The sequence below is a fragment of the Peribacillus loiseleuriae genome (assembly GCF_001183985.1).
Taxonomy (GTDB): Bacteria; Bacillota; Bacilli; order Bacillales; family DSM-1321; genus Peribacillus; species Peribacillus loiseleuriae.
The window spans coordinates 2,157,796-2,181,652 of the sequence record NZ_LFZW01000001.1; the positions used below are offsets into that span (position 1 = coordinate 2,157,796).

A 23,857-nucleotide genomic window follows, 5' to 3' on the forward strand; every position below is an offset into this window, starting at 1 on the left:
ATTAAAATGAAAAAAGTTTACTTATTTTGTAGTGCAGGAATGTCTACAAGTATGTTAGCCGCTAATATGCAGCAGGTTGCAAATCAGCACTCATTAGAAATTGAGGTTAAAGCTTTTCCACATGACAAGTTAGGGGAGATAATCGCAACATTTCATCCTGACTGCATTCTTTTAGGGCCTCAAGTAAAGTACTTACATGATCAAACAATGAAAGAATTCGGAAATGCTGGGATACCTATAGCAGTAATTGATTCTGGAGACTACGGAATGATGAATGGTGAAAAGGTTCTAAAGGCGGCTGTAAAGCTTATGAGAGCGGCTGGAAAGTAAAGATTTAGTAGAATAGTTTATTAGGAAAGGGAAATTGTTATGAAAAGACTTACAGATTTTCTAGATAAATATTTATCACCATTAGGTACAAAGCTGGGGAATCAGCGTCATTTAAAAGCTTTATCTAATGGTATGATGATGACACTGCCTCTACTTGTTATCGGTTCTATATTTATGATGCTAAACAACCCGCCTATAAATATTCAAACTGTAGACATGGAAACATCAAATGTATTTATAAGATTTTTAATTAATTGGAAACAGTGGGCTATGGCAAACAGTGAGTCGCTTTTGGCTCCATACCACATGACCTTTGGAATGCTTGGACTTATGACATCCTTCTCTGTATCTTACTGCTTAGCAAAGAGCTACAAGATGGATGCAGCAGTTTCAGGAATAATGACAATGTCAGTATTCCTACTAGTATGTTCAAGTGTAGTGCAAGTACCAGTTGGAGATAATGGAACTATATCAGCTATTACATCTCAATACTTATCAAGTGATGGATTGTTTGTAGCATTAATCTTAAGTTTTGCATGTGTAGAAATCACTCGTATGGTAGATAAGCTAGGAATAAAGGTGAAATTCCCTTCTTCCGTACCAAGTATGGTTACTACTTTTGTTAATTCTTTATTACCATTATTTATTAATATTATAGTTATATATGGAATAAACTTAATGCTAATCTCTACATTAGGAAAGTCATTCCCAGAGGCTATTATGAGCTTACTTACACCTGCAATTGACGTAGGAAACAATATATGGGTATATGCTGGAATAATAATGTTCTCAAATGTATTATGGTTCCTTGGAATCAATGGTACTTCCGTTATATTCTCAATAGTATTCATGATTGGTCTTGCAGGTACTGGTGCTAATGCAGAAATGGTGGCAAGAGGTTTAGAGCCTACAAATCCTATGAACCTTCAGCTATTCCGTTATGCTATGCTTGGAGGAGCTGGTGGAACACTTGGTTTAGTGGTATTGATGTGGAAATCAAAATCAGCTAAGTTAAAATCTCTAGCTCGTATTTCGGTAGTACCAGGAATATGTTCAATAAATGAGCCTATAACTTTTGGAGTTCCAATAGCATATAACCCACTCATGGCTATACCATACATATTAACTCCATCAATCTGTGTAGTATTAGGTTACTACGCTCAGGTGTGGGGCTTTATAACTCCAGGTTATATCGCAGACCCATCTTTCATTCCTTTCTTTATTCAAGGATGGATGTCAGGTATGGATATAAGAAACGTAATATTCATGTTCTTATGTATAGGCTTAAGTCTAGTTACATTCTATCCGTTCTTTAAGGCATATGAAAAGGTAGCAATACAACAAGAGGTAGAAGAAGCTAAGGAAGAGGAGGAGTTTGAATGGTAAAAAAGATGTATGATCCATGGTCAAAAATAACAACAAGAAATGGTTATGCAGGAGACGAAGTAATATCTGCACTTCAAAAATCAATCAGAAGAGGTTTAGAAGAGCAGGCATGCATGTTCGCTTATGAGATGTACATATCATCTCCAGAGCTTGAAGAAAAGATGTGGAGAAGACTTCTTACTATATCTGTTGAAGATATAGGAATGGGAAATCCTATGGCAGCAATAATGGTAAACAACATGTTTGAAATGCGTAAGAACTTTGATTATGCAGATGGAGACCGTCCAATGTTCTTTGTTCATGCAATTCGTTATCTATGCCAGTGTGAAAAGGATAGATCCTCTGATTTATTAAAGAACATATGCATAAAGAGCTTCGCAATGGGGCAATTGCCAGAGATTCCAGATTACGCTCTTGATAAACACACTCAGCGTGGACAAGAAATGGGAAAAGACTCTTTACACTTCCTAAACGAAGCCAGCAAAGTAATACCTCAAGCAGAAGTAGATAATAACTACAAAGAGCGTTATGCAAAAATTCTTGAGGAATACGATCCGGAAAACATATGTGACACTGCATTTAAATTTAACGGATGGCAGTTCTAACATCTTTCTTAAGGACAGTTATTAGTAATATTATTCAATAAATTCCATAATAATTTTTATTTTAAATTATTATGGAATTTATCTTTTAATAAGTTCTATAATAGTGCATTTTCACTTGAATAAATTTACAGTTGGATAAAAAAAGCGAATTACTAAGCTATTTTTAATGTTTCAAAAATTGGTGTTAGTATAAAGTGGATCTAAGTCAATATATGAGACACAAAAAGTTGAACTTTTTATGCAATTTTCCTAGCTAAATCTTCACATCTTTGTGGCGTTAAATATCCAATGCTACTATGAATTCTTTTTCTATTATACCAAGCTTCTATATACTCAAATATTGCCAGTCTTGCTCCGTCATAATCAAAGCAATTAACTAGGTTAACTTCCTCTTTTTTCAAAGAGGCATGAAAAGACTCTATACAAGCATTATCATAAGGGCAGCCCTTCATGCTTAATGACCGTTTGATTTTAAATGTGTCGAGCGCTTCATCAATGGTCTTGTTTTTAAATTCATTTCCTCGATCAGTGTGAAATAATTGAATTTGCCTTAAATTGGCTTTAATTGTTGATAAGGCTTGATAGACCAGTCCAGCATCTTTAGTAGGTCCTGCACTATGACCTATGATCTCCCTATTATAAAGATCGACAAATAAACATATGTAATGCCAACGATTTCCGACTCTTACGTATGTTAAATCACTTACTACAACAGTTAATTCCTTTTGTTGATCAAACTCTCTATTTAACACATTAATTAACTTTAGATTCATTACAATCATCCAAATAAGGCTTGAACTGGGCAACTGTATATTTTGATACTAGTCCATTCTCTTTCATGATTCTGCCGATACGTCGTCTCGAAGAGACTATATCAAGCTTTTTTAATTCATGCTTAATCTTACGTGTACCATAGTTCTGACGGCTTTTGTGAAAGATATCTATGATGGTATCTGTAAGTTCATCCTCAGATTTGAATTGCTCTTTTGCTTCATAATAATAGGTACTTCTCGAGAGTTGTAAGACATCGCACATTGCTGATATCGATTATTTTTGATCACATTTACTTTCGTCCTATTATCAGCGCAGCTTGCTTTAAAATATCATTCTCCATCAATAAACGCTGGCTTTCTTTACGAAGTTTGATCAACTCTGCTTCTTCCGGTGTTCTATTGTCCTTTTCTTTGGAGGAGAATAAACAAATTGGTGTAGTTTTTAAATCAAGAATTGGTTTAGATTGTGAAACATTGTACTTAAACAAACGGGTGCTTGTGCGGCCGAGCCTAGGTCGTATCATATAGCGGGTGGGATTCCCGTCGAGAAAGAACTAGCCATTCACTCGTAGCGAGTCTTGGAGGGCTAATGGTAACATTAGCCTTTAAGCGTAGACAGTTAGGTGGCGGGCCGAAAGCCAAATGGTTGAAGGGATTGAGCTCCATAATGTTAGTAAATCGAGAGGGCTGATGCCTTAAGCACAGCAGAAAGCTACATTTTATCCATCGTTAAAGGCAAGAAGGATAGAACCTCTCTGGAGTCAGAGACCTTGGCACGTCACACATTGATATGATACGGCAACTCGGGAGGCCCTACCGGTCTTTTCTTCTTATAGAAGAGTATGGTGTACAAGCGATAATAAGCAAGGAAGCCAAATGCCGTTGTAGGGAGTCGGATAGCAGCGTAGTACCAATGAAGTTGGGTAATGCCGATGGAGGAAAGGCTGCTACCAAGTTATCACCCTTACTAGGGACACATTTACTACACGCAGAGGTAGGGATAATAAATGGACACAAAACTATTAAGGATAGCAGAATTAGCAAAATCTGAGCGAAAGAGATTAGCTATATTTTGTGAATGGTGACTAGGAGGAGCCGTGTGCGTAAATAGCGCAAGCACGGTTCTGTGAGGGGGGAGGAACACAATCTACCGCAAGGTAGAGAGGTTCCCTTCTACTCGACTCGTATTATAAGGTTAACCAGTAAAAATTACTGGTTGACCTTTTTTTAATAGAATCTATTATATCAGTAGCCAGGGTAGGACGTACGGGTGCGTGGGACATGATCCCGTGAGCTAAACTGTCCGCCCCCTACTTGTAGAAACATGTTTGAGGCTGGTTGGGACGTAGATCTCGTATAACAAGCGAAGCTATGACACTACATGGGAGGACTAGGGGGACTGGTTAGTACGTAGAGGAGGAAAAAACGGTGAATCCAGTAATTGGTCTGGATGTGGCAAAGGGAGAGAGCCAAGTTCAGGCATTTTTAAATAAATCAAAACCGTATGGAAAGAGCTTTTCAATAAAGCATACTAGAGAGGAATTAGATCATTTTATAGGATTTTTAAAAGAGATCGAAGAGGTGACAGGAAAAATACGAGTTTTGCATGACAGTGAGGGTGTAGTATTGATCTACAAGGAACAATTCAAGACACATTTTGAACAAGTTGAGAGATATAAAATGTTAGTGGAAGAATTGGTGAATGAACCAATTCTAGAAGATAAAGATATTAAAGATGAAGACTAAGGTTATTTATACTAAATTGTTGTAAGCCTTGATAGGTAAAGGAGAATACATAGTATATATGGCTACTATATATACTATGTATTCTCCTTTTATTATTTATAAGGCTCTGTAAAAGAATATTATTGATTCTTCTTATATAACGTTCGGGAGGTGAACGGAAGAAGGCTAAAATAAAAACCACCACTTTAAGTATTGGGTATGAGTATTACTTCATATATTGATGGTATTAAGTAACAAGGATTATCAAAGAATTTTTTGTGGGATGAAATTTAAAAAGCTGGAATTGGAGTAATTGGCTATACCAATACATCAAGGCTTCGCAAAATACGACAATCATTATAGAGTATTAAGGATTAAGGCAATTAAGTAAATTACAATAAAATGAATTAGAACCAAAGAGAAAATATTATATTAATATAATATTTTATTGGAGAAAAGTTCATAAATAATCTTCATCATAAAAAACAAATAGATTATAGAGATATAGTTCCATCTAAACATTTTCGTATGATTACACATACTTTTGTCTCGAATGTAGTTTTGTCCCTTTTATAAATACTATAATATCAAGGTTTAAGCGTTTTATCACATGACTATATGTAATATACGATGCGCAAACTATATACTCGTATAGAGGCGCATCTGAAACCTATATACTCCAATTCCCAGCAGTATACCCTAATTGCCGAAAAATCATCATGGATATTAACTATCGATCTGGAGGGTTTGTTGTTGGCCTGGCTAACCCTATTATCCGTCATAACACCCGTCAAATTCCTAAGACACTAAAGGTAAACCATAGCGATAACCAAGAAGTTTCGTTGTCGCGACCTTTACATGCGGAACAGGAAGCGGAGTGGATTATTCAAGATATATTGGATAAGCAATCATCTGGTCATGCTTTGCGTGATATGGCCATTCTTTACCGCACGCATGCAATAGGCAGGGCAGTCTTTGATAAACTTGTATTAGCTGATATTGTAGACCGATAATAAAGTTGCTACATGTACAATGAAGTCGTTTAGAAAGTGGCATGGATTTACGTTTTCATGCCACTTTTTTCTATTTTTAATTGTAAGAATATGTCGGTATTCGTCAGTTTAAAGAATGGGCAGACACCTTGAAATAAAGGTGTCTTTTTGAGTTTAAAGATAAGATTTAAACGATAGTGGATTATATTTCTTCCTCTCACACATTTCCATTATACAAGCTGCTAATTGTTGAATACCGAGATCTATTTTATTTTCATATACTTGTGAAATACTTAGTCGAATTGCTTTCTGTTTGTTTCCAACTAAATACATTCTAGAAGCATTGTCTACATAGATATGTTTTTCATGTAATAGATAAATCAATTTATCAACATCTATATGTGAAGGCAAGAAGATGGTGAGATAAAAGCCACTTTTGGGCTTTGTAAATGATATATAGCTTGGTAAATATGATGAACAAGCATTTAGTAATGTCTTCATTTTGTTTATGTACAATTGTTTTACATTTTCTAAATGATAGTGAAACATCCCACTTTTCAAATAGATTTCTAATGCTCCTTGTGAAAGTGCCGATGTATTGAAATCAGCACTAAATTTATAGCGTACAAAGGAATCAATCATTGTTTTAGGGAGTACAACAGTCGCAATGCGTAACCCTGGTAAAAATACTTTTGAAAAGCTTTTGACATAAATGATTCTTCCGTTGGGTTCATATGCAAACAAAGGGTCTGCTTTTGAATCCACATCTAATTCTGCTAAGTAATCATCTTCTACAATGTATACATCATATTTTTCTGCAAGAGCAACGATTTTTTTCTTCTCCTCATTTGTATAATGATGACCAAGTGGATTATGACACCTTGGCACAATATAAAAGAATTTAATATCGTTGTTGCGGAATAAAGATTCTAGTCGTTCAAAATCAATCCCATCCATTGTTAAGTCAATTCCTAATGTATCACTTTGATTTAACTGTAAGGTATCTATCATACCAAAGTAAGTTGGTTGTTCAATTAATACTTTCTTTTTTCCATTTGGGAACGGCATCGTCGATAGTATATGTAACGCTTGTTGTGATCCAGAAGTAATGACAAGTCGCTCAGGTTTCGTGAATACTTGTAAATTTTGTAAATACTTCACCAGCTCTTTTCTCACCGAATAGAGCCCTTGTTGCTCACTGTACGTAAATAATTGTGCTTTATAATGATCAATTGCTTGGTTTATACAATGTTGAAAGTCTTCATAAGGTATGATTCGTTCATCTGGACCCGCAGATAAAAAATCTATATTTTCATTCGGACTAGGTACTCGATAATTATCAACAATATAATAGCCACTTTTGGGTTTAGCATAGACAATATGTTGTTTCTCTAGTTCTAGTAATGCCTTTACAACTGTATTTTTACTACATTGAAATTGTTCAGCGAGTATCCGAATAGAAGGTAGTTTATCTCCTGCTTTTAACTGCTCATTCTCTATTTGTTGTTTCATCCATTCTAAAATACCTCTATATTTTGTTACCATATATACCCTCCTTGGTATCTGTACCATGACAGATGTGAAATTCTACTGTATGGAAAAGAGTCGATATCAATTACAATCATGTTTAATTAGCATATTCAGTTTAACTATGATTATGGAATACATTTATGTGCTTGTGAAGGGGGAGCTTGAATGAAGAACAATACAAAAAAAGGAATGCTGCTAGGCTTTATTGGTATTATTTGTTTTAGTCTTACATTGCCAGCGACAAGCATCGCTGTACCTTACTTTGGTGGGATAATTGTTGGCTTAGGTAGGACAGTTATCGCAGCAATTATTGTTGGCATTATTTTTATCATAAAAAAAGAAAAATTACCTAATAAGGAACAAATGAAAAGCTTATGGATTGTAGCTATTGGTGCTGTACTTGCCTTTCCGCTATTAACAACCTTTGCGATGAAATCATTACCTGTATCACACGGAGCAATTGAACTAGCTTTACTACCACTTGCGACTGCTGGATTTGCGATGTGGCGTGGAGGTGAGCGACTTTCGAAACGCTATTGGATTGCAAGCATTATTGGTGCGATAACCGTTCTTCTTTATGCTGTGTATTTAGGCTTAGGTCAATTACAAAAAGGCGATATTGCACTAATTGTAGCTGTCTTAATACTTGGATTAAGCTATGCAGAAGGTGGAAAACTGTCAAAAGAGCTTGGAAGTTGGCAAGTAATCGCTTGGGCAATTTTAATTGGCGCTCCGTTTTTTGTGATTCCTGTGGGATTAAGTTTATCTTTTGATATGCTAAGAGCACCTATAGAGGCTTGGATTAGTTTATTATACTTAGCCATTGTGAGCCAGTTTTTAGCTTATGTCGCTTGGTATGGCGGGATGTCATTAGGAGGGATTGCAAGAGTAGGACAGATGCAATATTTACAGCCATTTTTAATGATTGGTTTTTCTGTATTATTTTTAGGGGAATCGATTACATGGCTAACTATTGTCTTAGCAATTATTGTTGTAATATGTGTGATAATTGGAAAACATACACCTGTAGCTAAGAAAGAAACGCATTATGATAATCGTGTTCTTCATGAAAAGGTTGATGAATTTATAGATAGCTAAATTTTTATGTAATCAGTCAGCAGCAATTTTTAAAGATTCGTTCGCTGAAAATTAAACAACTTTATTATTCTTTAAAAATCAGATAACTAGAGAAAAATTTTACCTTTTAAACATCTTTAATAACCATTTATCAGTAAATAGATAGATGGTTATTTTATTTGTAAGAATATAATTAAACGACTTTATTATTCCAAAACAACTTTACCTGTTCTTGAACTAAGGCAATCAACTTTTTTAAGTAAGCATTCTCCATTCGTAAACGTTCATTTTCTGCTTGTAAGGCCTCTAATGAACCTTCTACTGGTTGGGTTTTCTTTGTTTCTTTTTGCATGGATGGGCGCCCCTTTTGCTTCAATTTAAGGGCATTTAATCCTTCTGTTTCAACTTTCAGCTTCCAAGTCGAAATCGTACTAGGTGCTGGAATATTGAAAATAGCAGCAGTTTCATACAAAGATGTCCCATGTTCGTTCATATAATTGAGTACGTCTAGTTTAAACTGAGCTGTATAATTTGTATAGTTTTTTATAAATCCTTCCTCGCCATGATATCGATACTGTAAAACCCATTTTTTGATTGTATTAGGAGCGGTTCCATAGATCTCACTAAGGGTCCCATAACCACCTTCATTATGTAAATATTTTTGAACGGCTTCTAATTTCTTTTCCGCTGTAAATTTGGCCATAAAAAACACCCCGTAAATGTTAGTGTAATGTCTAACATTTACGGGGCAGTTCACATCGGTGCCTTTTTTATCTCAATCATTATTTTTCATAATGGAATTCAGGCTCGTTATATTTTTCATTATAATTAACATTCAAGTTATGATCATCAAAATACCATATGTCACTTTTTTCAACGAAAAAAGTAATATCATCTTTTTGTAAAGATGCACCTATATCAATAGGTTGATCGTTGTTTACGCCTAATGAAAAGCCACTCTGGATTGGGCTATGCCCTCCGTATCTTGCAAAAAAACGAACGCTATCGCCGTTATTTAAATTCAATTCATCCTTATACCACGTGATGGCTTTATCAGAGATAATAATATTCATCGTAATCTCCTTCCAATATGCAATAATTGTAGTATAAAGCATATTGAAAAAAGATGCGAATGATACGAACGAAGTGGGTTAACATGTATGTAAAATATACGGATTTGTTTTACCCCGCACTAACGGACAGTACGACCCCCACCTCAAGGCTTAGAGAAATCGAAGAAGTGTAGGTGGGGGATAAAGAAAACCCCACTGATTGAAGTTTCACTTTATTTTTCAAGAGGCTATTGCTTTAGTTCTGCTAGTTTTTTAACTAATATATGTGAAGGCATATGTAAAATTTGTTCGATTGGCAGCTTTAGTTTTTCTGAGAGTTTTATTGCCGTTTCAGGTGAAATTTGTAATGGTTTCATTGTGTTCACTCCTTTTCTATAAACTCTGATTCAACATAAAAATAGTACCTGTTAAAGTGATGATAAACAATGGAGAAACAAAGGGGTTTCGGGTGAGTTCGCACACTCACTTTCAAGCTATAAAAGACAAAGTGATTCCATCATTATCATTAAAAAACTGAAGTGTATCATGCTTAAGTTGGTGAAAATAACCATAAGAATGTACTAAAAACCAGCTTTCTTTAAGAAAACTGGCTAGAGAAAATGAAGTAATCTGTAAGAATACTTAAAGCCACTTAATTTTTGGCTCTGTTTTATTCATAATTCGTTTAATATTTGCCCGATGACGATAGCATATAAAAATGAAAAGTACAGTTACAACAATTAATAAACCCCATTGCTCTATCTGAAAGGCTAATACGTAAATAATTGAAATGAACGAAGTGATCATCGATGATAATGATACGTATTTTGTTAAGTATAATGTTAGAAAAAATACAATCAAAATAATACCGAATAATAAAGGGGAAAAACCTAGCAAAATACCGCCGGAAGTAGCCACTGCTTTTCCACCTTTAAAGCGAGCAAAGACCGGGTACATATGTCCAATAACTGCGATAACACCAGGAAGCAGTGGATGAATATTTTCTGCTCCGAACATTACCGGCAGCAGTGTTGCCAGTGTTCCTTTTAAAATATCCATACTTGTTACGATAAGACCAGCTTTGATGCCAAGGGTTCGGAATGTATTGGTCCCACCAAGGTTTTTGCTGCCATGTTCTCGAATGTCGGTATTGTAAAATGTTTTGCCAATAATTAACCCAGAAGGAATTGAGCCAATAAGATAGGCGAGAATCAAAATTAGAATAATTGTAAACATATAATAGCCCTTTCTCGTCAAAATTTAGAAGGATCCTGTGTATGTATTTTATCATTTCTTCTTAAAAATACCATGGTTGTTAGAAAAAAATATTTACTATTAATGTTGAATGAAAGATGCTACGTGTTTATTTTTATTCCAAATCGATACATTTCGTTTGACATGTTAATCTTGTTCTCCTGTATCAAATGCTTTCCTTCATAATTACTTTGATATGTTATCTATCAAATTTTAATCATAGTCAATAGTCTGAAATCTATCGTGAAAAAGAGTAATCTGATCAATCAAATTTTCATAACAAGTAAACATTCCAAAATAAACGGTTACTCCTGGCAGTTTTTGCGATGGTATGCTAGAGGTTTCTGAGAAAAAGTGTTACTATTTTTTATGGCTCTTAAAACAGTAATAGATTTTTTTAGATGATTGAGTGGAGTTATTTTTATAGGAAATGAAGGGATTTGAGGATTCATGAAGACTATTTTTGCAGCCATACAATGGGTGGCTTTTATGCTTGCATCATCAATCGTTGCTCCGATTGCTATTGCTGATTTATTCGGTTTAACAGGAGAGGATGCTGCGAGTTTTGTACAAAGGACTGTATTTATTTTTGCACTTGCCGGGCTTTTACAAATATTTTTCGGACATAAATTACCGATTAATGAAGCTCCCGCCGGACTCTGGTGGGGTGTCTTTGTAATTTATGCGGGCTTTAGCACGACAATGTTTCAGTCAGCGGGAGAAACACTACAAGCCCTCCAAGGAGCGTTAATTGCGAGTGGTGTGCTCTTCATTTTATTAAGTATGGCAGGCCTAATAGATAAGATCAGCAGGCTGTTTACGCCAGCAGTAATAGGCATTTATTTATTATTACTCGTCATCCAATTGAGTAAATCATTTTTAAACGGTATGCTTGGTGTTGGCTATGTAAACGAAAGAGTAGATTTAAAAATTGCTACATTAAGTTTCGTAACCGTGCTTTTGACATTTTATTTTACAAGACATAAGTTGAACATAGTCCGTCATTATGCAGTACTGATTTCGCTTGCTGTAGGTTGGCTTTTATTTGCCATTTTCGGAGCAATTAAGCCCAATCCATATACACCTGACCAGATATTTACCGTACCGCAAATATTTGTATATGGTAGACCTACATTTGATAGCGGAATGATCATAACATCTGTGTTGGTAACTTTGCTGTTATTGACGAATATGATTGCGAGTATTAAAGTAGTTGAACTCGCGGTTCAATCGTTAACTGAAAAAAAAGTGAAAACAAATTTGCGAGCATCGGGTCTGATTACCGGTATCAGCCAAATACTTGGAGGGGGATTTAGTGCAGTTGGTCCTGTCCCATTATCAGGGGCGGCGGGTTTTATAGCTACTTCAAAGGTTGCAGCTAAATTGCCATTCATAATTGGGTCCCTTTTACTGATCGCATCTAGCTTTGTACCAAGCGTCATGAATTTCCTCGCATCTATCCCTACTCCTGTGGGATATTCTGTCATGTTTGTTGTTTTCACCAGTATGATTGGCATGGCGTTTTTAGAAATAGAAAAAGAAAAAGAAGCTAATCGTGTAAGAACAGTGATTGGAATATCACTTTTAGGAGGAGTAGGCGTTATGTTTGTTCCGGCTAGCGCATTTACAGGATTGCCTCCAGTTGTTGTTTCTTTATTAAACAATGGATTAATATTTGGATCACTGTTATCAATTATTACAGACCAATGGACTAAATTTATTTATAAACGAAAGTAAAACTAAGTTTTAAAGCAGTTCAATAGGGGGAATGGATAGGATGCTTCTCCCTTTTAAAAAATAATTTTCTTAGCAACAAGGAATTAGAATACGTTAAATCGAACTTAAAACAAAAGGAGTGATGTACATGGCTATTGAAAATCCTAGCAGAGAAGCAATCGGCATTTTATTAAAAAAGGCAAAACGCATCGCTGTAGTTGGTCTATCGGATAACCCAAATCGCACTTCTTACATGGTTTCAGAGGCAATGCAAAAAAGCGGCTATGAAATTATTCCGGTAAATCCAGCAGTAATAGAAGTTTTAGGGGTTAAAGCTGTTTCATCCTTAAAAGAAATAGAGGGACATATTGATATTGTCAATGTGTTTAGGCGCTCAGAATTCCTGCCTGAAATTGCAAAGGAATTTGATGAGATTGATTCAGATGTTTTTTGGGCACAGCTTGGGGTCGAAAATCAAGAAACGTATGACTTCTTAAATGAAAAAGGATACACTGTCATAATGGATCGGTGCATTAAAGTCGAGCATGCCCTTACAAGGTAAAGCAAAAAAGGAGCGGACTATATCGCTCCTTTTTTTGCACTATATTTTGAATCATTACGGACTCGAATTAGAGAGTATACGATTTGTAAAATGAATAAGCTGATTTGCTATATTAAAAAATATCGCTACAATAAACATAGATGTGCCTTGGAAAAGGCCTAATTAACTATTTGTTTAAGAACATTTGTTCTTTTGAGTAAATTCATTTATAATGGGTTTAGAATCATTTTTTTAATCATTTCATTTCAATTCGTTTTCGTTATTCTTGGGAGAATGAAAAAATTTTAATGAATTATAGTGTTTAGCGGAAACTTAAACCGGTAAGGCATCAAGCCGAGGGGTGAACAAAAAGCTAGCGCTCTTCTTAATATTTCAGTCATTTCATCTTTTTGATATGGCCCGGAAATTGTGGTAAAGAAGGAAAGGGGAATTTCTGTGGCAAGAAGTACAAAAAATATAGAATATAATGATGAGGCCATCCAAGTACTAGAAGGGCTTGAGGCAGTTCGTAAGCGGCCGGGAATGTACATCGGTAGCACAGATGCAAGAGGACTACATCATTTGGTATATGAAATTGTCGATAATTCCGTTGACGAAGCATTGGCGGGTCACGGGGATATTATTATCGTTAAAATACATAAAGACAATAGTGTAAGTGTAACAGATAAAGGGCGAGGCATGCCAACTGGGATACATAAAATGGGCAAGCCAACGCCAGAAGTTATCTTGACAATATTACACGCTGGTGGAAAGTTTGGACAAGGTGGCTATAAGACAAGCGGTGGGTTGCATGGTGTTGGTGCATCTGTTGTTAATGCCCTTTCTGAATGGTTAGTCGTTAGAATAAAACGAGACGGTTTTATTTATGAACAACGGTTTCATAATGGGGGGAAACCTGAAACAACCCTGGAGAAATTAGGTAAGACAAATCAAACTGGAACAACGATTCACTTCAAACCAGACCCGAGTATCTTCTCAGTGACGACGTACAATTATGATATATTGTCTGAGCGATTACGAGAATCTGCCTTTTTATTAAAAGGTATGAAAATAGAGCTGATTGATGAACGCCATGATCAAAAAGATGAGTTTCATTTTGAAAATGGAATTGAAGCTTTCGTTGAATATTTGAACGAGGAAAAAGATACTCTCCATAGTGTTGTAAGTTTTGAAGGCGTTCAGAATGAAATCGAAATGGACTTTGCCTTTCAATTCAATGATGGGTATTCAGAAAACATTTTGAGTTTTGTAAACAATGTTCGTACAAAAGATGGTGGAACGCATGAAGTCGGTGCCAAAACTGCGATGACACGAGCTTTTAATGATTATGCGAGAAAAACAGGATTATTAAAGGAAAAAGATAAAAACCTTGAGGGGACGGATATTCGCGAAGGTCTTTCAGCGATTATATCTGTAAGAATTCCAGAGGAGCTCTTGCAATTTGAAGGTCAAACAAAAGGGAAACTAGGAACAAGTGAAGCCCGTTCTGCTGTGGATGCCATTGTTTCTGAACATCTCGCGTATTTTTTTGAAGAAGATCCTAGTACAAGTACGATGTTAATAAAAAAATCAATAAAAGCATTCCAGGCAAGAGAAGCAGCCCGAAAAGCAAGAGAAGAAGCTAGAGGCGGGAAAAAGCGAAAAAAATCAGATTCGGTTCTATCTGGAAAGCTTACACCTGCACAATCGAAAAACCCAGAGAAGAATGAAATTTATCTCGTAGAAGGTGATTCGGCCGGTGGTTCTGCTAAACAAGGCCGTGATCGCCGCTTCCAAGCTGTGCTCCCTTTACGTGGTAAAGTTATCAATACAGAAAAAGCAAAGCTTTCGGATATTTTTAAAAACGAAGAAATCAATACGATTATACATGCGATTGGGGCCGGCGTTGGACCGGATTTCAATGTAGAAGATACGAATTACAATAAAATTGTTATTATGACCGATGCAGATACAGATGGTGCACATATCCAAGTTTTATTACTTACTTTTTTTTACCGCTACATGAAGCCTCTTTTTGAAGCGGGCAAAGTATATATTGCCCTGCCGCCGTTATACAAGGTGAGTAAAGGGACAGGGAAAAAGGAAGTAATGGAATACGCATGGAGTGATGAAGAGCTTCAGGGAGCCATTAATAAAATTGGAAAAGGCTATATTATTCAACGATATAAAGGACTTGGAGAAATGAATGCCGATCAGCTCTGGGAAACGACGATGAATCCAGATACAAGAACGTTAATCCGTGTCAAAATTGATGATGGTGCACGTGCAGAGCGTCGTGTGACAACGTTAATGGGTGACAAGGTTGAACCGCGTAGAAAGTGGATTGAATCCAATGTTGCATTTGGTCTCGAAGAAGAATCGAACATTTTGGATAACGAAAATATGTCGATTTCAGAGGAGGGCAACTAAGAGATGGCTGAGGAAAAAGTACTTGACTTACCTTTAGAAGAAGTAATTGGCGATCGATTCGGTCGTTATAGTAAATATATTATTCAAGAACGTGCCTTACCTGACGCACGTGACGGATTAAAGCCCGTTCAACGTCGAATCCTTTATGCCATGCATGTTGAAGGAAATACCCATGAAAAGAATTTCCGTAAATCGGCCAAAACCGTCGGGAATGTCATTGGGAATTATCATCCACATGGTGATTCATCGGTCTATGAAGCGATGGTACGGATGAGTCAAGATTGGAAATTAAGAAATGTCATGATCCAAATGCATGGTAATAACGGAAGTCTTGATGGTGATCCGCCAGCAGCTATGCGTTATACAGAGGCAAGGCTTTCTAGAATTGCTTCTGAATTGCTCCGGGATATTGATAAACGTACGGTAGATTTTGTTTCGAATTTCGATGATACTGCTGTCGAACCGGTTGTGCTTCCTGCGATGTTTCCGAATCTGCTTGTAAATGGATCGACCGGTATTTCAGCAGGTTATGCAACAGAAATGCCGCCACACCAACTTGGAGAAGTCATTGATGCTGCCATTATGCGTATTGATAACCCTGAAGTGACGGTTGATGAATTGATGACTGTTCTTAAAGGACCGGATTTTCCTACTGGAGGAATTATTCAAGGTGTTGGTGGTATTAAGAAAGCGTATGAAACAGGTAAAGGAAAAATTATCATCCGCGGAAAAGCCGACATTGAAGACGTTCGTGGTGGTAAACAACAAATAGTCGTTACGGAAATTCCTTATGAAGTGAATAAGGCAAATCTAGTTAGAAAAATGGATGAATTCCGCCTAGATCGAAAAGTAGAAGGCATTTCCGAAGTTCGTGATGAAACGGACCGAACTGGACTTAGAATTGTAATTGAATTGAAAAAAGAAGCGGACGCCAATGGGGTCTTGAATTATTTATACAAAAATTCGGATTTGCAAGTTGCTTACAACTTTAATATGGTTGCCATTGATAAAAAACGGCCGACTTTGATGACTTTACCAAAGCTTCTTGATGCTTATATCAATCATCGAAGAGAAGTAATCGAAAACCGTTCACGTTATGAGCTGCAGAAGGCACATGATCGAGCACATATTGTTCAAGGTTTAATGAAGGCTTTGTCTATTCTCGATGAAGTGATAGCAACAATCCGTGCTTCGAAAGATAAAAAAGGCGCAAAGAATAATTTAATGGCGAAGTACGGCTTTACAGAGCCTCAGGCAGAAGCGATTGTTTCTTTGCAATTATATCGTTTGACGAATACGGATATTACCGCGCTTCAGGAAGAGGAAAAAGAGCTGAAAAAGAAAATTGAAGAGTTAACGAAGATTTTAGAAAACGAAAAGGCTCTATTTCAGGTCATGAAAAAAGAATTAAAATTTATAAAAAAAGAATTCAATGATTCACGCCGTTCAGTTATTGAAGATGAAATTGAAGAAATAAAGATTAACCTTGAGGTGCTGGTTGCGAGTGAGGATGTGATTGTAACCGTCACGAATGAAGGATATGTTAAGCGGACATCTCTGAGGTCGTACACTGCATCAGGTGGTCTGAATTTTGGGATGAAGGACTCAGATCGGCTATTGCAAAAATTCGAAGTCAATACAACGGACGTGCTTCTGTTGTTCACAAACAAAGGGAATTATCTATACTGTCCGGTTCACCAGCTTCCAGATATTCGCTGGAAAGAAACCGGTCAGCATATTGCTAATATCATTCCAATTGACCGAGATGAGCAAATTGTAAAGGCCATTCCTGTTAAAGGCTTTGAACAACCCGATTATTTGTTATTCGTTACAAGAAACGGTATGGTTAAGAAGACAGAGTTAAGTTCCTATAAAGCGCAACGCCATTCTAAGCCATTAGTTGCCATCAATGTAAAAGGCGACGATATCTTAGTGGATGTCCATTTAACAGACGGAAGCAGTGATGTTTTCTTAGCAACGAACTTGGGCTTTTCGCTTTGGTTCGATGAAGAAGAGATCAGTCCTATTGGTGTCAGAGCAGCTGGAGTTAAAGGCATTAACTTAAAGGATGGAGATTTTGTGACGGGTGGTAAAATTCTTGAAAAAGGAACATCAGAAGCCATCTTAATTGTGACACAGCGTGGATCCGTGAAGAAAATGAAGCTTACTGAATTTGATAAATCAACACGTGCTAAACGTGGTCTCGTTATGTTAAAAGAACTAAAAGCAAATCCTCATCGAGTAATTGGTCTTGAAACAGTCATACCGAGTGATACGATTTTTATTGAAACAGAAAAAGGTGTCATTGAATCTATTCATGTTAGCGGATTACGATATACAGACCGCTATACAACTGGCTCGTTTGTTGTAGATGAATCAGAGGCAGGAAAAGCGAAGGAAATTTGGAAGAGTAGTGTAGAAGCAGATAAAACCAATTCTGATTCCTAATAAGCGACAAATTCATAGATAGATCGATTAAAAATGTATACTTATTATTTTTAATCGTTTTATAAAAGTAGCGTGTGCAAGTGAAAAAACTTGTACACGCTTTTTTTCATATTTTCTCATTGTCTGGTAACAATAAGCTATAAATGTTAGCGGATGAAGTATATGGATGATAAACACAAATTGCTGGATCTTTATTTTCTAGCATTATTGGGACTCGTAACATTACCTTTACGATCTTAACTAGCTCCTACTTGTCTTGAAGAAAGGACACGGTGGATAAAATATATGAAAAAAAAGATCGAGAGGCTAAATAAGGCTTTTAGAGGTTGTTCAAAAAGTTTGGTAAAAATAGCTTGCGAATTGCATTAAAGCTCATGAATGACCTTCTGTTAAAATCGCGCACGTCCTGTGCAAGTCCGGTCCTCACGTATTATTGTATACGCAAAAGATTTGAGACAATCGCACGTAGAACTTCTCGGCTCTTTTTATCTTCCATTTGAACACGCACTATTACTATGAACTGGGAGGTGTTTACATGGATGTTAAAACAAACATGCTGAAATACTTAATTTTTCTTCTAGCGTTTTTTATTACTTACCAAGCAGTCTCTGCTCAGCATAAGGACATACCAAATGAAATGATTTTGGTTACAGAAAAACGGGATGTCACTGGAGATAATATCCCAGATCGATTGGTGATTAAAGGTCTAAAGTACGAGGAAGACGCAGAATTTTTAAAGGAAATAACATTGTATGTTGATACTGGAGAAAAAAAGTTTGAACTACCACTCTCGAGCGGTTATAAGCCCGCCATTCAATTTGTTGATGTAAATAAAGATGGCGTAGAGGATGTGTTTATTACTACTGAAACCGGCGGAATATTGAATTCCTTTTTATTCAGTTTTAAGGATCAAATGATGAAGGATTTAACAGTACCAAAAACGGTCTCAATCACAGCTCAATTTCTAGATAACTATCAGGCGAAGGTTACTATAAATGGGAAAAAGCTATTGGTCATTGATTTATCTGACCGTAAAGAAGAATACGAACAGTCAGGAATCTATACAAATGGTATTTTGAATGAAGCGACAGAACTCTTGGTCGATGGTTTTTCTACTTTAAAACCAGTATTTCTTATAGGAAAAGGGAAAGGGCTAGTGGGGATCCAGTTAGTCAGTGGTGTATATCATGCGGATGAAATCGCGCTTGTTGAATCAAAATGGAGCTATGAAAAAGGAAAATGGAAGCTCATAAAAGCAAACATCAAACCGTTGCAGACCGAATAAACTCATAAAAAAAGGTGGGGTAATCCCCTAATAATAATTATTCCAGTTCTGCCGTTGTTTATTTCTAGGCAAACGTCTCGGTAATTTATCAATCGGGTATTTATTCTGTTATGAAAATTGACAATTCACAATTTTCTGTTAATATAAAATCGAACCTTACTTTTTCTGATTATTCAACAATAAAAAGTAAGGTTGTTATTTTACGTTTGGTAAGTATAGGAGGGGAATGGTTACGGAATTAAAAGAACAAATTATCGAAACATCACTAATCCTCTTTGAGAAATACGGCTTTCACGGTGTATCCGTCAATCAAATTGTTCAGGTAAGTGGTACAAGTAAAGGAGGCTTCTATCATCATTTTCAATCAAAAGATGAGCTTCTTTTTGTCATTCATGACTATTTTATTTCATATGTATTAACACAAGCAGAAGAAGCAATTGTATCTAGTATATTCCCCACAGTCAAACTGCAAAAAATTATCAAATCCTTTGTTACAGTATTTGACCTCTATAAAGCACATATTTCAGTATTTTATCAGGAAAGTACGTATTTAAAACCCAAATATGAAGAGATCATTAAGCAAAAACGGCAAAATTACCGAGATTTAATTTTTGATGTAATTCAAGAAGGAATCGAACTTGGGGAATTTAGGCCTGAACTCTCAGTCGATATAATCGGTATGTCGATTATTGGTATGGTAAATTGGTCTTATAAATGGTACAAAAAAGACGGCGAGAAATCGATTGAAGAAATTGCTGATATGTATGTCGATTTCATTCTTCATTCTCTTTTGACTGGAAAAACAAAACAAAATCCAGTTTTCCAGCCATATTTTCTTCACAATCGTTTGTCTAGCAGTACATGAGTTAGGAGCTATTTTTATTTTACCTATAATGAAGCAATTATATCATGAGTGTAACAGACCAACTAGTCGGTCTGAGAACTTGATTCTTAGTATTCCAAACAGAAGGAGGCCTATTATGGATTTTGAATTATCGAAAGAACAGCAGATGATAAAAAAAATGGTTAAAGAATTTGCAGAAAAGGAAATCAAGCCTATAGCGATTGAACTTGATGAAAACGCTCGATTTGCTGAAGCAGTATTCAAAAAAATGGGCGAACTCGGTTTATTAGGTCTGCCGTTTCCGGAACAATACGGTGGTTCAGGCGGTGATACGATCTCATATGCCATCGCTGTTGAAGAAATTGGCAAGGCTTGCGGTGGCACTGGGTTAAGCTATGCGGCAGCTGTTTCACTCGGATCAAGTCCAATCTATTACTTTGGCACAGAAGAACAAAAGCAAAAATATCTTGTTCCGTTAGCTCAAGGGAAAACGTTAGCAGCCTTCGGATTAACCGAGCCTAATGCTGGTTCTGATGCAGGAGGAACGAAAACGACTGCTGTACTTGAAGGTGACGAGTATGTGATCAATGGTGAAAAATGCTGGATTACAAACGCTGGCTATTCAAGAACCGTCACGATTACAGCGGTAACTGGAAAAGACCATCGAGGAAAGAATATCATCTCCGCTTTTATTGTGCCAACAGATTCGTTAGGGGTATCGATTACCTGTAATTATGAAAAAATGGGTGTCAGAGCTTCGAACACGTGTGCAATTGTTCTAGACAACGTCCGGGTTCCAATAGAAAATTTGCTTGGTGATGCAGAAAAAGGATTCAAACAATTTTTGCATACGTTAGATGGAGGAAGAATTTCTATTGCGGCTCTTGCAGTTGGTATCGCACAAGCGGCATTTGATCGCGCCCTTATCTTTTCAAAAGAACGCATTCAATTCGGCCAATCGATTTCAAAGTTCCAGGCGACTCAGTTTAAATTAGCCGATATGGCCATGGAAATTGAATTAGCACGAAACATGGTATACAAAGCAGCTTGGCTAAAGGATAAAAAGCAACCGTTCACAAAAGAATCTGCATATGCCAAATTGTTTGCGACAGAAACAGCATTCCGTGCGAGCAATCAAGCAATCCAAATCCATGGTGGCTCGGGTTATATGCGCGAATACGAAGTGGAACGATATTTACGTGATGCAAAACTGCTTGAAATTGGCGAAGGAACTTCAGAGATTCAGAGATTAGTGATTGCCAGACAGCTTGGTTGTTGAAGATAAATACGCTTAGCAATCCAAACATTTTCATGTGAAGGATAAATTGCGCGAACAATCGTTTGAGAATTTGACTGAATTTACTTCATCTGGAGGATTATAATGATAAAAAAAATACTAATCGCAAATCGGGGGGAAATTGCTTCAAGAATCGTACGAACTTGCAGGAAAATGGGAATTGCTTCAGTAGCTGTATATTCGGAAGCAGACAAGGACGCCCCATATGTGTCAAAAGCGGATGAAGCGTTTTTACTTGGAGGTTCACGAGTCAATGAAAGCTACTTAAATGCAACAAAAATCTTTGAAATTGCTAAACTTGCAAACTGTGATGCTGTTCATCCTGGCTATGGCTTTTTAAGTGAAGATGCTAATTTTGCACGGAAATGTGCCAAAGAAGATCTGATTTTCATCGGTCCCCATCCAGACGTAATCGAAAAAATGGGCAATAAAGTCGCAGCGCGCAAATTGATGGAATTAACTGGTCTACCAGTAGTTCCAGGTTTGTCACGACCGCTCATCGATAGCAAAGAGGCAGCTTGGGAAGCGGGGAAAATTGGTTATCCTGTCATGTTAAAGGCAGCAGCTGGCGGTGGTGGAATCGGCATGCAAGTAGCAAACGATGAAGTGGAGTTACTGAAGATATATGAAGGCAACCAAAAGCGAGCGCTTATGTTCTTTGGGAATGGTGAGATGTTCATTGAAAAATTGATTGAAAATCCGAGGCATATCGAAATTCAAGTGCTTGCAGACACATTTGGTCATAGTGTTTATTTATGGGAAAGAGAATGCTCCATCCAAAGACGGCATCAGAAAGTCTTTGAAGAAGCTCCATCTCCTTTTCTAGATAACGAAACAAGGGAAGCGATGGGAGATGCAGCGGTGAAAGCTATTGAGACGATCGGCTATTATAATGCTGGAACACTAGAATTCCTCGTTGATGTCGATAAGAACTTTTACTTTTTAGAAATGAATACTCGGCTTCAAGTTGAACATCCGGTTACCGAAGAAATCACGGGTTTGGATCTTGTTGAACAACAAATCAGGATTGCCTCAGGAGAACAATTGGCTTTTAAACAAGAAGAGATTCATAGAGATGGTCATAGTATTGAAGTCCGAATCTATGCAGAGGACCCAGTTACATTTTTTCCGTCACCAGGGGAAATTACCGAGTTGAAAGTGCCGCAGGAAGACTATATTCGTCATGAGTTAGCCGTTCATAATCGTTCTGTCGTATCTCATTTTTATGATCCGATGATTGCCAAATTAATCGTAAAAGGTAGTTCCCGATTACAAGCAATCCAACGCTTAGTCGAGGCCCTAGATCTTTACAAAGTGGAAGGAATTAAGACTAATCTACCATTATTAAGGCAAATAGCAGCTCATGAGAAGTACCAACAGGGTGAAACGACTACGGACTTTATTGAAACATATATTAAAAAGAATGGCACAACGACTTAGGAGGAATCTAAATGTCAGAAATAATCGCAAGTATGGCAGGAAGTGTGTGGAAAATTGTTGTGTCTGAAGGAGAAAGTGTAAGCAGCGGACAAGAAGTCATTATTCTCGAATCGATGAAAATGGAAATACCACTTGAAGCGGTAACATCAGGCAGTATAAAGAAAATTCATATATCTGAAGGCGACTTTGTGAATGAAGGCGATGTCCTGGCGATTATTGAATGAACTGGCCTAAGAGCGTAACGATTAAGGAAGTCGGACCGCGGGATGGCTTGCAAAATGAAAAGTTAATTTTATCGACAAGTGACAAGATTGCATGGATTGATCGATTGTCATACACAGGGCTTACTTATCTTGAAATAACTTCATTTGTCCATCCAAAGTGGATTCCACAGCTTGCAGATGCAGTGGAAGTCGCACAAAATATTAATAGAAATCCAAGTGTCACCTATGCGGCTCTTGTCCCAAACATGAAAGGACTTGAATCAGCACTATCCTGCTCTGTTGACGAAGTCTCCGTTTTTATATCAGCGAGTGAAACACATAATAAACAAAACATTAATAAAACCATATCAGAAACGTTTCCTATACTACAGGAGGTAATAGCAGCGGCGATAAATGAGGGGAAAACAGTTCGAGGCTATATATCAACGGTATTCGGCTGCCCTTATGAAGGGGATGTTGACTACAATCAAGCGTTTAGAATTTGTGAAAAACTATTTACAATGGGGATTAGCGAGATATCGTTAGGTGATACAATCGGTGTTGCTTCTCCAAGGCAGGTAGAGGATTTTTTAAATCAGGCGCTTAAACTATATCAACCGCAGAGTTTTGCCATGCATTTTCATGATACGAGAGGAATGGCGCTTGCGAATATTGTAAAAGCACTTGATTATGGCATTTCAACCTTTGACTCGTCACTTGGAGGACTAGGAGGGTGCCCATATGCGCCGGGAGCAAGTGGAAATGTAGCTACAGATGATTTGGTTCACATGTTTGAAAAAATGAACATCCATACAGGTGTGAATGAAGGAGCTCTAGTAGATTCAGCTTTGTTTGTTCAAAAAAAAATAAATAAACCACTTCCAAGTCATAGAATGGCTATGTACTCCCATTCGAAAGGATGAATAATG

General features: G+C 36.9%; 21 protein-coding genes and 2 pseudogenes. 17 read left to right on the plus strand and 6 right to left on the minus strand.

From position 1 onward, the window contains the following. Positions 1-6: 6 nt before the first annotated feature. The 3 genes from AC625_RS10180 to AC625_RS10190 are packed head-to-tail and all read left to right on the plus strand — an operon-like array spanning position 7 to position 2,321. Positions 7-330 (plus strand): PTS sugar transporter subunit IIB, encoded by a 324-nt coding sequence (locus AC625_RS10180; RefSeq protein WP_049681196.1) that lies wholly within the window; start codon positions 7-9, stop codon positions 328-330. A gap of 39 nt (positions 331-369) precedes the next feature. Beyond that, positions 370-1,716, plus strand: a complete 1,347-nt coding sequence (locus AC625_RS10185; protein ID WP_049681197.1) for a PTS sugar transporter subunit IIC — start codon at positions 370-372, stop codon at positions 1,714-1,716. Further along, complete coding sequence (locus AC625_RS10190; RefSeq protein WP_049681198.1) at positions 1,710-2,321, plus strand: AAA family ATPase; 612 nt, start codon at positions 1,710-1,712, stop codon at positions 2,319-2,321. The genes AC625_RS10185 and AC625_RS10190 overlap by 7 nt, the downstream gene beginning before the upstream one ends. A 236-nt stretch (positions 2,322-2,557) precedes the next feature. Here the strand turns inward: AC625_RS10190 and AC625_RS27690 are convergent. Continuing rightward, positions 2,558-3,513: pseudogene (locus tag AC625_RS27690) on the minus strand (IS3 family transposase); the annotation flags it as partial. A 1,009-nt stretch (positions 3,514-4,522) separates the two neighbouring features. On the opposite strand from AC625_RS27690, the pseudogene AC625_RS28535 reads away from it, so the two are divergent. From AC625_RS28535 to AC625_RS10210, 3 genes and pseudogenes are all read left to right on the plus strand, one after another. Continuing rightward, positions 4,523-4,684, plus strand: a pseudogene (locus tag AC625_RS28535) (IS110 family transposase); the annotation flags it as partial. Beyond that, on the plus strand, positions 4,667-4,840 hold the full coding sequence (locus tag AC625_RS27430; protein WP_425415487.1) for a hypothetical protein: 174 nt from the start codon (positions 4,667-4,669) through the stop codon (positions 4,838-4,840). The pseudogene AC625_RS28535 and the gene AC625_RS27430, both read left to right, overlap by 18 nt. A 698-nt stretch (positions 4,841-5,538) precedes the next feature. After that, positions 5,539-5,832: a 3'-5' exonuclease gene (locus tag AC625_RS10210; RefSeq protein WP_049681199.1), complete on the plus strand. Its 294-nt coding sequence runs from the start codon at positions 5,539-5,541 to the stop codon at positions 5,830-5,832. Positions 5,833-5,985: 153 nt separating this feature from the next. Here the strand turns inward: AC625_RS10210 and AC625_RS10215 are convergent, their stop codons facing one another. After that, the gene (locus AC625_RS10215) at positions 5,986-7,356 is read right to left on the minus strand and encodes an aminotransferase-like domain-containing protein (RefSeq protein WP_049681200.1); all 1,371 of its coding nucleotides are present in this window, start codon (positions 7,354-7,356) and stop codon (positions 5,986-5,988) included. A 150-nt stretch (positions 7,357-7,506) separates the two neighbouring features. On the opposite strand from AC625_RS10215, the gene AC625_RS10220 reads away from it, so the two are divergent. Next, entirely contained in the window at positions 7,507-8,439 is a 933-nt protein-coding gene (locus tag AC625_RS10220) for a DMT family transporter (protein ID WP_049681201.1), read from the plus strand. Between the two features lie 172 nt (positions 8,440-8,611). Here AC625_RS10220 and AC625_RS10225 read toward each other — a convergent pair whose 3' ends face one another. From AC625_RS10225 to plsY, 4 genes are all read right to left on the minus strand, one after another. Beyond that, positions 8,612-9,121: an IS3 family transposase gene (locus AC625_RS10225; RefSeq protein ID WP_049681202.1), complete on the minus strand. Its 510-nt coding sequence runs from the start codon at positions 9,119-9,121 to the stop codon at positions 8,612-8,614. Positions 9,122-9,200: 79 nt separating this feature from the next. Further along, positions 9,201-9,491 (minus strand): HesB/YadR/YfhF family protein, encoded by a 291-nt coding sequence (locus AC625_RS10230; RefSeq protein ID WP_049681203.1) that lies wholly within the window; start codon positions 9,489-9,491, stop codon positions 9,201-9,203. Positions 9,492-9,718: 227 nt separating this feature from the next. Next, complete coding sequence (locus tag AC625_RS25705; protein ID WP_082191029.1) at positions 9,719-9,847, minus strand: YycC family protein; 129 nt, start codon at positions 9,845-9,847, stop codon at positions 9,719-9,721. Between the two features lie 265 nt (positions 9,848-10,112). Then, the gene (plsY, locus tag AC625_RS10235) at positions 10,113-10,706 is read right to left on the minus strand and encodes a glycerol-3-phosphate 1-O-acyltransferase PlsY (protein ID WP_049681204.1); all 594 of its coding nucleotides are present in this window, start codon (positions 10,704-10,706) and stop codon (positions 10,113-10,115) included. A gap of 468 nt (positions 10,707-11,174) precedes the next feature. On the opposite strand from plsY, the gene AC625_RS10240 reads away from it, so the two are divergent. The 10 genes from AC625_RS10240 to AC625_RS10285 all read left to right on the plus strand — a co-directional run bounded on the left by AC625_RS10240 (position 11,175) and on the right by AC625_RS10285 (position 23,851). Continuing rightward, positions 11,175-12,461, plus strand: a complete 1,287-nt coding sequence (locus tag AC625_RS10240; protein WP_049681205.1) for a purine/pyrimidine permease — start codon at positions 11,175-11,177, stop codon at positions 12,459-12,461. 127 nt (positions 12,462-12,588) lie between these two features. Next, complete coding sequence (locus AC625_RS10245; protein WP_049681206.1) at positions 12,589-13,002, plus strand: CoA-binding protein; 414 nt, start codon at positions 12,589-12,591, stop codon at positions 13,000-13,002. Between the two features lie 435 nt (positions 13,003-13,437). After that, positions 13,438-15,411, plus strand: coding sequence for a DNA topoisomerase IV subunit B (gene parE, locus AC625_RS10250; RefSeq protein WP_049681207.1), 1,974 nt, complete (start codon positions 13,438-13,440; stop codon positions 15,409-15,411). 3 nt (positions 15,412-15,414) lie between these two features. Continuing rightward, positions 15,415-17,859 carry a DNA topoisomerase IV subunit A gene (gene parC / locus AC625_RS10255; RefSeq protein WP_049681208.1) on the plus strand — a complete coding sequence of 815 codons (2,445 nt, stop codon included), beginning with the start codon at positions 15,415-15,417 and terminating at the stop codon, positions 17,857-17,859. A 535-nt stretch (positions 17,860-18,394) separates the two neighbouring features. Continuing rightward, a complete protein-coding gene (locus AC625_RS10260; RefSeq protein WP_082191030.1) occupies positions 18,395-19,144 on the plus strand; it encodes a hypothetical protein in 750 nt (249 codons plus the stop codon). A gap of 226 nt (positions 19,145-19,370) precedes the next feature. Beyond that, the gene (locus AC625_RS10265) at positions 19,371-20,009 is read left to right on the plus strand and encodes a TetR/AcrR family transcriptional regulator (protein WP_049681209.1); all 639 of its coding nucleotides are present in this window, start codon (positions 19,371-19,373) and stop codon (positions 20,007-20,009) included. A 115-nt stretch (positions 20,010-20,124) separates the two neighbouring features. After that, the gene (locus AC625_RS10270; RefSeq protein WP_049681210.1) at positions 20,125-21,267 is read left to right on the plus strand and encodes an acyl-CoA dehydrogenase family protein; all 1,143 of its coding nucleotides are present in this window, start codon (positions 20,125-20,127) and stop codon (positions 21,265-21,267) included. Between the two features lie 102 nt (positions 21,268-21,369). Further along, positions 21,370-22,725 (plus strand): acetyl-CoA carboxylase biotin carboxylase subunit, encoded by a 1,356-nt coding sequence (locus AC625_RS10275; protein WP_049681211.1) that lies wholly within the window; start codon positions 21,370-21,372, stop codon positions 22,723-22,725. Positions 22,726-22,736: 11 nt separating this feature from the next. Next, the gene (locus AC625_RS10280; protein WP_049681212.1) at positions 22,737-22,949 is read left to right on the plus strand and encodes an acetyl-CoA carboxylase biotin carboxyl carrier protein subunit; all 213 of its coding nucleotides are present in this window, start codon (positions 22,737-22,739) and stop codon (positions 22,947-22,949) included. Next, positions 22,946-23,851, plus strand: coding sequence for a hydroxymethylglutaryl-CoA lyase (locus tag AC625_RS10285; RefSeq protein ID WP_049681213.1), 906 nt, complete (start codon positions 22,946-22,948; stop codon positions 23,849-23,851). The genes AC625_RS10280 and AC625_RS10285 overlap by 4 nt, the downstream gene beginning before the upstream one ends. Positions 23,852-23,857: the final 6 nt, after the last annotated feature.

Excerpts from the sequence above, each read along its gene's own strand:
- AC625_RS10180 (WP_049681196.1), top strand. The coding sequence starts at position 7 with ATGAAAAAAGTTTACTTATTTTGTAGTGCAGGAATGTCTACAAGTATG.
- AC625_RS10185 (WP_049681197.1), top strand. The coding sequence starts at position 370 with ATGAAAAGACTTACAGATTTTCTAGATAAATATTTATCACCATTAGGT.
- AC625_RS10190 (WP_049681198.1), top strand. The coding sequence starts at position 1,710 with ATGGTAAAAAAGATGTATGATCCATGGTCAAAAATAACAACAAGAAAT.
- AC625_RS10210 (WP_049681199.1), top strand. The coding sequence starts at position 5,539 with ATGGATATTAACTATCGATCTGGAGGGTTTGTTGTTGGCCTGGCTAAC.
- AC625_RS10215 (WP_049681200.1), bottom strand. The coding sequence starts at position 7,356 with ATGGTAACAAAATATAGAGGTATTTTAGAATGGATGAAACAACAAATA.
- AC625_RS10220 (WP_049681201.1), top strand. The coding sequence starts at position 7,507 with ATGAAGAACAATACAAAAAAAGGAATGCTGCTAGGCTTTATTGGTATT.
- AC625_RS10225 (WP_049681202.1), bottom strand. The coding sequence starts at position 9,121 with ATGGCCAAATTTACAGCGGAAAAGAAATTAGAAGCCGTTCAAAAATAT.
- AC625_RS10230 (WP_049681203.1), bottom strand. The coding sequence starts at position 9,491 with ATGAATATTATTATCTCTGATAAAGCCATCACGTGGTATAAGGATGAA.
- AC625_RS25705 (WP_082191029.1), bottom strand. The coding sequence starts at position 9,847 with ATGAAACCATTACAAATTTCACCTGAAACGGCAATAAAACTCTCAGAA.
- plsY (WP_049681204.1), bottom strand. The coding sequence starts at position 10,706 with ATGTTTACAATTATTCTAATTTTGATTCTCGCCTATCTTATTGGCTCA.
- AC625_RS10240 (WP_049681205.1), top strand. The coding sequence starts at position 11,175 with ATGAAGACTATTTTTGCAGCCATACAATGGGTGGCTTTTATGCTTGCA.
- AC625_RS10245 (WP_049681206.1), top strand. The coding sequence starts at position 12,589 with ATGGCTATTGAAAATCCTAGCAGAGAAGCAATCGGCATTTTATTAAAA.
- parC (WP_049681208.1), top strand. The coding sequence starts at position 15,415 with ATGGCTGAGGAAAAAGTACTTGACTTACCTTTAGAAGAAGTAATTGGC.
- AC625_RS10260 (WP_082191030.1), top strand. The coding sequence starts at position 18,395 with ATGGATGTTAAAACAAACATGCTGAAATACTTAATTTTTCTTCTAGCG.
- AC625_RS10265 (WP_049681209.1), top strand. The coding sequence starts at position 19,371 with ATGGTTACGGAATTAAAAGAACAAATTATCGAAACATCACTAATCCTC.
- AC625_RS10270 (WP_049681210.1), top strand. The coding sequence starts at position 20,125 with ATGGATTTTGAATTATCGAAAGAACAGCAGATGATAAAAAAAATGGTT.
- AC625_RS10275 (WP_049681211.1), top strand. The coding sequence starts at position 21,370 with ATGATAAAAAAAATACTAATCGCAAATCGGGGGGAAATTGCTTCAAGA.
- AC625_RS10280 (WP_049681212.1), top strand. The coding sequence starts at position 22,737 with ATGTCAGAAATAATCGCAAGTATGGCAGGAAGTGTGTGGAAAATTGTT.
- AC625_RS10285 (WP_049681213.1), top strand. The coding sequence starts at position 22,946 with ATGAACTGGCCTAAGAGCGTAACGATTAAGGAAGTCGGACCGCGGGAT.